Raw genomic sequence first — 10,405 nt, 5'->3', positions numbered from 1 at the left:
GCAAGTCGGCGTACACCGCCCAGACAACTCGGTCAGTCCCCTCTCCCTCTGGGAGAGGGCTAGGGTGAGGGGCTTTGCTTTTATGGCGTTAAACTGGCTAACCATGAACGACAGGACGTCAAAAACTCATGCGATATCTGATCATCTGCTTATTCAGCCTGCTTAGCCCATACCTCGCCCTTGCCGACGAACCCCACATTGAACAGGCACGCCAGACACTAAAGAACTACGGCCTGAGCCACTGCATCCTAAAGCCATTCAACGAACACTCCTTGCTGGAAAAAGACATTGCCCTGTCCGCCAATGCCTATTCCGTCATGGGCAAAGGCATGCATTCCATCCTGCAAAATGAAGACACGCTGCAAGTGCTGCACGATCCCTACAAAGAAACCCGAAACTACGTGTTAGCGGCTTACGAGCAGACACCTTCAAACAGCAAATACTCGAATGAAAAAGTAGTGTTTTTTGGGTGCATGAAGGTCTACAACTCCGATGCGTTCAACAGCTTTATCAACTCTCAGGATGGGTACATCCCTGACTGACTAACTGATTTCCTTCAACGTCAAAAGATCGCAGCCTTCGGCAGCTCCTACAGGGCGAACGCCAGTCCCGTGTAGGAGCTGCCGCAGGCTGCGATCTTTTGATCTTTTTCAGGCAGGCATGCTGCGCAGGCGCCTGCCGATCACATCAAGCACATCACAGCCGTCGCGCAAGGGGATCACGCAAAGCTGGGCGAAGTCGCTGAGGATGACGGAGTCGCATTCGACCGAGCCGCGCATGCACATGTTTTCCAGCACCTGGATCACGGCGCGCAGGCGGTGATTGGCCGCGTCCATGAGGATGTCGAGGGGTACGTGGGTGTCGATGAACAGGGTCGGCATATCGCTGCAGTTGCCGGTCAGGGCCATGAAGCGGTTGTCGGGATGGGGGATGATTTTTTCGTAGGGTGGAGCCGGTTTAAGCGTTGTCATATTTTGTACCTCAACTGATTAAATGAGGCTACCAATGACCTTCCTACAGGTTTGGGTGGCAGCCGTACGCGAGAGTAGGAAACTGAGGAACCAGCCAAAAACTCAGCTACGCCGAAGCGTTCCCGCGCACAGCCGCCGCGAAAGATGTTACGGACACAGGTTTGGTGCCGCAATCAGACAACAGGGCTGGTGCACGGTAAATTCCAAGGGTTCCTACACCCTGTCACCGCTCTCGCAGTGACAACGAAAAGACTATCCCTGCAACCCACCGTCCACCAGTTCATGAAAACCGCCGCAACTCGAAGGAATCGTCCGAGACCTTCGCCCCGAAAACTCACTCCGACTCTGCCAGCAAAAACGCCAGCAACGCCGATTGCGACGATTCTTCCGACATAGAAACCTGAAAAAACCGCCTCACTTTGCAGCGCAAAATCGCCTCGGGGAAGGCCTCGAAAACTGCCGGATGTTCCTCGCTCAACCACTGCAACGCATTGGCGGTTCGAACGTCATGGCCTTGCTGCGCCAGCACCGACTCCGGCACCTGCCACCACGGGAATACCCGCCCCGATACCAGCGCCCTGCCACCGATATCCAGCGCCTGCCCATTGATCAGACAACGCCCGATCAGCGGAAACAGTTGTGCCGCATCCACCTCATCGGCCTGAAGAATCGGCAACAGAAACCGCCCGTCCCAAAAACGAAAAAACACCGTTTTCCCGCCAGGCATCAGCACTTGGGTCAGGCTGCGAAAGTGCGCCACCACCTCTTCAAGGTTCGCCGAAGACACCGCCAGCCAACCCCAATCCCGCGACTCGGTGGTGGTGACCCAATGCAGAAACTCACTGTCGGCGGCGACAATTCCCACGTAAGGCATCACCGCATCCCACTCGGCATAGATGGTCCCGGCCCAAATCGGGCTCGCTATGTGTGTCCAGGCCTCAAGCGGCTTCGCCTCGCTGGCATTGCTGAATACCGCGAACAACTGCTCGGAAACTTTCAACGGCTCCCGCGCCAACCAATCGGCAGGCAGAAGAAAATCAGGCTGCACAGAGACCATCCTTGCAACGTTCACACTCTTCGCAGAATGGCGCGTCACCCTTGAAGCTCATGATTTGTGCAGCCGTCAGCATGGCAGCCGGCGCGGCGGCGAGTTTCTCCGGCAATCCCGGTACAACCGGCGCGGCACTCATCGCCGCCATCGGCGCACCACCCACTACAATCGGCACGCTGCTGAAAATGCCGCCGGGACCGATGTTGATCCACTGCCCACCGGCCTGAATCGTCGCACTCGCGCCACCGTCGATGACCACTTGCTGACCGGCGCTGACGTGGAATTGCCCACTGGCGCTGATCGCCTGATTGCTCACGCGAATATGCCGGTCGCCGATCACGCTCAGATGGTCGTCCTGCTTCACTTCGGTCTGCCGCTGACCGTGAGTAATGCGCTGCTCATCAGCCTTCAACTCGTGCCGAGCGGTCCCGGTGACAACAATGCTGCGCTGGTTATCAACCTGCACCTGTTGATCATTCAACACATGCTGCGTCCAGTTACGCTGGGCGCGCAGGTAGATTTCCTCGGCACCTTTGCGATCCTCGATGCGCAGTTCGTTGTAGCCGCCACCGCCGGGGCTGCTCTGGCTACGGAAAATGCTGCGGGTCTTGTCCGCCGGCAGATCCAGCGGGATCGGCGTCGCGGCGTTGGGCAGGCAGCCCACAACCAATGGTTTGTCGGCGTCGGCATCGATGAAGCCGACCAGTACTTCCATGCCGACTCGCGGAATCAGCACGCTGCCGTAACGGTCATGGGCCCAACCGCTGGCAACGCGCAACCAACAACTGGAATGCTCGTTCAATTCACCGTCGCGGTCCCAAGCCAGTTGCACCTTGACCCGGCCATACTCGTCGCAGTGGATTTCCGTATCTTTCGGCCCGGTCACAACCGCCGGTTGATAGCCGAGCATGCGCGGTTTTTCAGGCCCCTGCGCCGGGCGGAAAAACACGTCCCACGGCGTGGCGAGAAAGCTATTACGGTAACCCTGAAATCCCTCGCCATCGCTGGTCACCGATTCCTCCAGCACCTGCGGCTGGCGGCCATGATGCTCGATGGCGGTCAGCAGCCACAGGTCATTCCAGTCGTGGCGCGGATGCTCAGTCAGTTGCAGGAAATGTCCGCAAACCAGTGCAGATTCGTCGCTGCTGCCTTCGGCCTGACGGTAATCGGCGACATGTCGCTCAAGTGCCCGCTGGGCGAGATGCTTGCCGGTTTCCCGATCGTTGAATTGGCCGGGGAAGTGATAGTCCTCGAGCACCGGGCGCTGCTCGCCGTCGACTCGGCTTTGCAATTGCAGCCGCGGTTTTTCGAAGTTGTAGTCGCGCCGGGTGACCACGCTGGTGCGGGTTTCCACGCGAACGTTGAAACGCTTGACCGCCGGGGCTCCGGCAGACATGCCACTGCCCGGCAGATAAAGGGTCGGCGTGGCCAGTTTTGGAAACACCGTCTGGTCATCACCGAACACCAGTACGTGCGCGTCGGGACTGTGTTGAAAGTGGTAATGAATACCCACTTCGGCACACAGGCGTTGAATGAACGCCAAGTCGCTTTCAGCGTACTGCACGCAATACTCGCGAACCGGGTATTCGCTGCCCAACCGAAACTCGAAAGCATCACGAAGGATCGCGTGATCCTTAAGCACCTGCGCAACAATTTGCGGCACGCTCTGATGCTGGAAAATCCGCTGATTGATGCGGTGTTCCAGATACGTCAAACGTGGGACAAGGCTTAAGTGATAACGCGTCAGACGTTTCCCGGAGTCGCCCTGCCCAACCTGATAAATCTGACCGTGAATACCGGAACCTTGAGCATCAAAGCTCAGAAACGCCTGACAGTGCAGCAGGCTCTCGAGGTCCAGATCCGGTCGCTCACTGACCAGTTCCAGCTCGAAACGAAAGGGTTGGCTGATAGCTTCCTTGCCCGTGAACTCAAGGACCTTGAGGTCATGTTGGGCGCCTTCGAGGGTCACCGTGAAACGCGGTTGATTGGCAGGCGCGAACATCCGATGTCTCTCTGCAGTGTGAGGGCGGGCGATTCTGCATGAGGGGCAACGGGTGATGAATGGGTGACGAGAAAATCAGATTTCCCCTACTTTCATTGACGAAAAACCCTGCAAAAAACGGCGCTTTCAACTACAGACAAAACCCTCAAGTCATCCATAGAACCCTGTGGGAGCTGGCTTGCCAGCGATAGCGATGCGTCAGTTACTGAATGTTCTGAATGTGCCGCCCTCATCGCTGGCAAGCCAGCTCCCACAGGTTTCCTCAGCGTCGGCAAGAAATCACAAGCACAAAAAAACGGCCCGTCTCCTGTGGAAACGGGCCGTTTTTGGATGAGCCTCAGCTCAGAACAATTACTTGTTCAGGTGGAAATCTTTTTCCGCCGCTTCGAAGCGCTGCACCATGCCTCTGGTCGGCTCGCCCATCTTGCTGACGATGTAGATGGCCAGGCTGGCGAAGATGAAGCCCGGGATGATTTCGTACAGACCCAGCAGTTCGAAATGCTTCCAGACCACCACGGTGATCGCGCCGACCAGAATACCGGCCAGTGCGCCGTCGCGAGTCATGCCTTTCCAGATAACCGAGATCAGTACAACCGGACCGAACGCAGCACCGAAACCGGCCCAGGCGTAGGACACCAGGCCCAGTACGCGGTTTTCCGGGTTGGCCGCCAAGGCGATCGCGATCAGTGCAACCAACAGCACCATGGCGCGGCCGACCCAGACCAGCTCCAGTTGCGAAGCGGATTTACGCAGGAAGGTTTTGTAGAAGTCTTCGGTCAGGGCGCTCGAGCACACCAGCAACTGGCAGCTCAGGGTGCTCATCACAGCAGCCAGAATGGCCGACAACAGCACACCGGCGATCCATGGGTTGAACAGCAGTTTGGCCAGTTCGATGAACACGCGTTCGTGGTTCTCGGTCACGGGACCGGCAACTTCCGGGTGCGCCGAGAAGTACGCGATACCGAAGAAGCCCACCGCCACAGTGCCGCCCAGGCACAGGATCATCCAGGTCATGGAAATGCGACGCGCCTTGGCGATCGACTTAACCGAATCCGCCGCCATGAAACGCGCGAGGATGTGCGGCTGACCGAAGTAGCCCAGACCCCAGCCCATCAGCGAGATAATGCCGATGAAGGTGGTGCCTTTGAGCATGTCGAAGTTGCTCGGATCTTGCGCCTCGATCGCCAGGAACGTGGTATCGACGCCACCAGTAGCCAGCAGGACGATGATCGGCGTGAGGATCAGCGCGAAAATCATCAGCGTGGCTTGTACGGTGTCGGTCCAGCTCACCGCGAGGAAACCACCAATAAAGGTGTAAGCAATCGTCGCCGCAGCACCGGCCCACAGCGCCGTCTCGTAGGACATGCCGAAGGTGCTTTCGAACAGACGGGCACCGGCCACGATGCCGGAAGCGCAGTAGATGGTGAAGAACACCAGAATCACGATCGCCGAAATGATCCGCAGCAGACCGCTTTTATCTTCAAAACGGCTGGCGAAGTAATCCGGCAGGGTCAGGGCGTCGCCGTTGTGCTCGGTCTGCACGCGCAGACGGCCGGCAACGAACAGCCAGTTCAGGTAGGCACCGATGACCAGACCGATGGCGATCCAGCTTTCGGACAGACCGGACATATAGATGGCGCCCGGCAGGCCCATCAACAACCAGCCACTCATGTCGGACGCACCGGCGGACAGCGCGGTGACGACGCTGCCGAGGCTGCGACCGCCGAGAATATAGTCAGAAAGGTTGTTGGTGGAGCGATAGGCCATCAAGCCGATCAGCACCATTGCTGCGATGTAGATCACGAACGTGATCAGGGTTGGATTGCTTACGCTCATTGAGTTACGCCCTGGCTTTGTTTTTATGTAGCGGCGGTGGTGAACCGCACGCAAACGACGACGTTTGGCAGACGATCCGGGATCCCGCGCATTTAGGACTGATGTTTCCCCAGGAAAGCCATCAGCCGGTACACCGGGTTAATCCCGGTTGCACCTTGGGCGCGAATGCTATGCAACAAATCAAATAAGGTGCAACCAGTTTCGTGAGAATTAGTTGCACCTAGTCGGATTTATCGACGATCACCCCGTTTTTGCTCCCTTTTGTGGCAGTCATGGCCCTTTGCTAGAAGCAAAAGCACCAAGCAGGAGCAGCACTTTCGTACCAGAAAATAATTCCTGACGAGCTGCCTATTATTCCGACAAAAAAAGGGTTGCACCCGGTTGCACCTCTTTCAGCGCACGGCTAATCTTGCGGCCAGCTGATGCCACGCAACTGTGGCAACCATGAGGATAAAAATATGGCTACCACCACCCTTGGGGTCAAACTCGATGACCCGACCCGCGAGCGCCTGAAGGCGGCCGCGACCTCGATTGATCGCACACCGCACTGGCTGATCAAGCAGGCAATTTTCAATTACCTGGAAAAACTCGAGGGTGGTGCAACCCTGACCGAGCTGAACGGTTTGACCGCCAAGGACGCCGACGAGGCGGGCGAAGTCCACACTGATCACGCGCACCAATGCTTCCTCGAATTCGCCGAAAGCATCCTGCCGCAGTCCGTACTGCGCGCATCGATCACCGCCGCTTACCGCCGCCCTGAGCCGGAAGTGGTGCCGATGCTGATCGAGCAGGCTCGCCTGCCGGCACCAATGGCCGAAGCCACCAACAAACTCGCCGCCTCCATCGCGGAAAAACTGCGTAACCAGAAAAGTGCCGGCGGTCGTGCGGGCATCGTTCAAGGTCTGCTGCAGGAATTTTCCCTGTCGTCCCAGGAAGGCGTGGCGCTGATGTGCCTGGCCGAAGCGCTGCTGCGTATCCCGGACAAAGGCACCCGCGATGCACTGATCCGCGACAAGATCAGCACCGGCAACTGGCATCCGCACTTGGGCAACAGCCCTTCGCTGTTCGTCAACGCGGCCACTTGGGGCCTGCTGCTGACCGGCAAACTGGTCTCGACGCACAACGAAGCCGGCCTGACGTCGTCGCTGAGCCGCATCATCGGCAAGAGCGGCGAGCCGATGATCCGCAAGGGCGTCGACATGGCCATGCGCCTGATGGGCGAGCAGTTCGTCACCGGCGAAACCATCGCCGAAGCGCTGGCCAACGCGAGCAAGTTCGAAGCCAAGGGCTTCCGCTACTCCTACGACATGCTCGGTGAAGCGGCACTGACCGAGCACGACGCGCAGAAGTACCTGGCGTCGTACGAACAAGCCATTCACTCGATCGGCAAAGCCTCCCACGGCCGTGGGATTTATGAAGGCCCGGGCATTTCCATCAAGCTCTCGGCACTGCACCCGCGTTACAGCCGCGCGCAGTACGAGCGTGTGATGGACGAGCTGTACCCGCGCCTGCTGTCGCTGACCCTGCTGGCCAAGCAATACGACATCGGCCTGAACATCGACGCCGAAGAAGCCGACCGTCTCGAACTGTCGCTGGATCTGCTTGAGCGCCTGTGCTTCGAGCCGCAGCTGACTGGCTGGAACGGCATCGGTTTCGTTATCCAGGCGTACCAGAAGCGTTGCCCGTACGTGATCGACTACGTGATCGACCTGGCTCGCCGCAGCCGTCATCGCCTGATGATCCGCTTGGTGAAAGGCGCGTACTGGGACAGCGAAATCAAGCGCGCCCAGGTCGAAGGCCTGGAAGGCTATCCGGTCTATACCCGCAAGGTGTACACCGACGTTTCCTACATCGCTTGCGCACGCAAACTGCTGTCGGTGCCGGAAGTCATCTACCCGCAGTTCGCCACGCACAACGCCCACACCCTGTCGGCCATTTACCACATTGCCGGTCAGAACTATTACCCCGGCCAGTACGAATTCCAGTGCCTGCACGGCATGGGCGAACCGCTCTACGAGCAGGTTGTAGGCAAAGTTTCCGAAGGCAAGCTGAACCGTCCGTGCCGCGTGTATGCACCGGTCGGCACTCACGAAACCCTGTTGGCGTATCTGGTACGTCGACTGCTGGAAAACGGCGCGAACACTTCGTTCGTCAACCGCATCGCCGACCAGTCGATTTCGATTCAGGAATTGGTGGCCGATCCGGTGGCGCAGATCGAGCAGATGGCAACCGTGGAAGGTGGTTTCGGCCTGCCGCACCCGCGCATTCCGCTGCCGCGTGATCTGTACGGTGCCGAACGCGCCAACTCCAGCGGCATCGACATGGCCAACGAACATCGTCTGGCTTCGCTGTCCTGCGCCTTGCTCGCCACCGCACACAACGACTGGAAAGCCGCGCCGATGCTCGGTTGCGCCTCCAGCAACGAAACGCCGGCAGCCGTTCTGAACCCGGCCGATCACCGTGATGTGGTCGGTCATGTTCAAGAAGCCACCGTCGAAGACGTCGACAACGCCATTCAATGCGCACTGAACGCCGCACCGATCTGGCAGGCCACCCCGCCGGCCGAACGCGCGGCGATTCTGGAACGCGCCGCTGACTTGATGGAAGGCGAGATTCAGCCGCTGATGGGCCTGTTGGCTCGCGAAGCCGGCAAGACCTTCGCCAACGCCATCGCCGAAGTCCGCGAAGCCGTCGACTTCCTGCGTTATTACGCAGTGCAGGCGCGCAACGATTTCAGTAATGACGCCCATCGCCCACTGGGTCCGGTGGTGTGCATCAGCCCGTGGAACTTCCCGCTGGCGATTTTCAGTGGTCAGGTTGCTGCGGCACTGGCTGCCGGTAACCCGGTACTGGCCAAGCCTGCCGAACAAACTCCGCTGGTCGCGGCTCAAGCCGTACGCTTGCTGCTCGAAGCCGGGATCCCGGAAGGCGTGCTGCAACTGCTGCCGGGTCGCGGTGAAACCGTCGGCGCCGGTCTGGTTGGCGATGAACGCGTCAAAGGCGTGATGTTCACCGGTTCCACCGAAGTCGCGCGCCTGCTGCAACGCAACATTGCTGGCCGTCTCGACAGCCAGGGCCGTCCGATTCCGCTGATCGCCGAAACCGGCGGCCAGAACGCAATGATCGTCGACTCTTCGGCACTGACCGAGCAAGTCGTGATCGACGTGGTGTCGTCGGCGTTCGACAGCGCCGGTCAGCGTTGCTCGGCACTGCGGGTCCTGTGCCTGCAGGAAGATTCCGCCGATCGCGTCATCGAAATGCTCAAAGGGGCCATGGCGGAAAGCCGTCTCGGCAACCCGGAGCGCCTGTCCGTGGACATCGGCCCGGTGATCGACGCCGAAGCCAAGGCTGGCATCGACAAGCACATCCAGGGCATGCGCGACAAAGGTCGCAATGTGTACCAGGTGGCGATTGCCGATACCGAAGAAGTCAAACGCGGCACCTTCGTCATGCCGACGCTGATCGAGCTGGAAAACTTCGACGAGCTGCAACGCGAGATCTTCGGCCCGGTGCTGCACGTGGTGCGCTACAAGCGCAAAGAGATCGATCAACTGATCGGCCAGATCAACGCTTCCGGTTATGGTCTGACGCTGGGCGTGCACACGCGCATCGACGAGACCATCGCCAAGGTGATCGACAACGTCAACGCCGGTAACGTCTACGTAAACCGTAACATCGTCGGTGCCGTGGTTGGCGTGCAGCCATTCGGCGGCGAAGGCCTGTCGGGTACTGGCCCGAAAGCCGGTGGCCCGCTGTACCTGTACCGTTTGCTGGCGACACGTCCTACCGATGCCATCGAACAATCCTTCGCTCGCGGTGATGCCGTTATCGCCCCGGACGTTCGTTTGCGCGATGCCATGAGCAAACCGCTGAACGCTCTGAAAGCGTGGGCTGAAAGCAACAAATACGCCGACCTGAGCACCCTGTGCGTGCAGTACGCTGCGCAATCGCAGAGCGGCATCACCCGCGTACTGGCCGGCCCGACCGGTGAGAAAAACAGCTACGCGATCCTGCCGCGTGAGCACGTGTTGTGCCTGGCGGAGGTTGAAGGTGATCTGCTGACGCAACTGGCGGCGGTGCTGGCGGTAGGCGGTTCGGCGGTATGGCCGGAGTCCGACATCAGCAAGGCCTTGTTCGCACGCCTGCCGAAGGAGATTCAGGCGCGGATCAAGCTGGTTGCCGACTGGAACAAAGACGAGGTGGTGTTCGATGCGGTTCTGCATCACGGCCATTCCGACCAGTTGCGCGGCGTTTGCCAGCAGATCGCCAAGCGTGCCGGCGCGATTGTTGGGGTTCAGGGCTTGTCCCAGGGCGAGACCAACATTGCCCTGGAGCGCCTGGTGATTGAGCGGGCGTTGAGTGTTAACACTGCGGCGGCGGGTGGTAATGCCAGCCTGATGACGATCGGCTAAACCGCTGTAACTCCAGGCGACCGCAACGGTCGCCTGGAATGAAATCCCCTGTAGAAGTGAGCCTGCTCGCGATAGCGATCTATCAGACACATTTGTTTGACTGACAGACCGCTATCGCGAGCAGGCTCACTCC

6 protein-coding genes are annotated in these 10,405 nt (G+C 59.2%); 2 read left to right on the top strand and 4 right to left on the bottom strand.

Annotated elements, in window-relative coordinates; all coding sequences use genetic code 11:
* Positions 1-128: 128 nt before the first annotated feature.
* Positions 129-542 carry a hypothetical protein gene (locus tag PMI23_RS05450; protein WP_007909547.1) on the top strand — a complete coding sequence of 138 codons (414 nt, stop codon included), beginning with the start codon at positions 129-131 and terminating at the stop codon, positions 540-542.
* 108 nt (positions 543-650) lie between these two features.
* Here the strand turns inward: PMI23_RS05450 and PMI23_RS05445 are convergent, their stop codons facing one another.
* The 4 genes from PMI23_RS05445 to putP form a co-directional block, all read right to left on the bottom strand.
* Positions 651-971: a hypothetical protein gene (locus PMI23_RS05445; protein WP_007909544.1), complete on the bottom strand. Its 321-nt coding sequence runs from the start codon at positions 969-971 to the stop codon at positions 651-653.
* Positions 972-1,305: 334 nt separating this feature from the next.
* Positions 1,306-2,028 carry a DUF4123 domain-containing protein gene (locus PMI23_RS05440; protein WP_443200706.1) on the bottom strand — a complete coding sequence of 241 codons (723 nt, stop codon included), beginning with the start codon at positions 2,026-2,028 and terminating at the stop codon, positions 1,306-1,308.
* On the bottom strand, positions 2,009-4,024 hold the full coding sequence (locus PMI23_RS05435) for a type VI secretion system Vgr family protein (protein ID WP_007909540.1): 2,016 nt from the start codon (positions 4,022-4,024) through the stop codon (positions 2,009-2,011). Before PMI23_RS05435 ends, PMI23_RS05440 begins: the two co-directional genes overlap by 20 nt.
* Positions 4,025-4,375: 351 nt before the next feature.
* Entirely contained in the window at positions 4,376-5,860 is a 1,485-nt protein-coding gene (gene putP, locus PMI23_RS05430; protein ID WP_007909537.1) for a sodium/proline symporter PutP, read from the bottom strand.
* A 458-nt stretch (positions 5,861-6,318) separates the two neighbouring features.
* Here putP and putA point away from each other — a divergent pair, with 458 nt between their 5' ends.
* Positions 6,319-10,272: a trifunctional transcriptional regulator/proline dehydrogenase/L-glutamate gamma-semialdehyde dehydrogenase gene (gene putA / locus PMI23_RS05425; protein ID WP_007909535.1), complete on the top strand. Its 3,954-nt coding sequence runs from the start codon at positions 6,319-6,321 to the stop codon at positions 10,270-10,272.
* Positions 10,273-10,405 lie beyond the last annotated feature (133 nt).

Source organism: Pseudomonas sp. GM24 (genome assembly GCF_000282235.1).
Lineage (GTDB): Bacteria > Pseudomonadota > Gammaproteobacteria > Pseudomonadales > Pseudomonadaceae > Aquipseudomonas.
The sequence above is the reverse complement of the archived record's forward strand: the minus strand, read 5'-3'. Positions and strand labels throughout refer to the sequence as shown.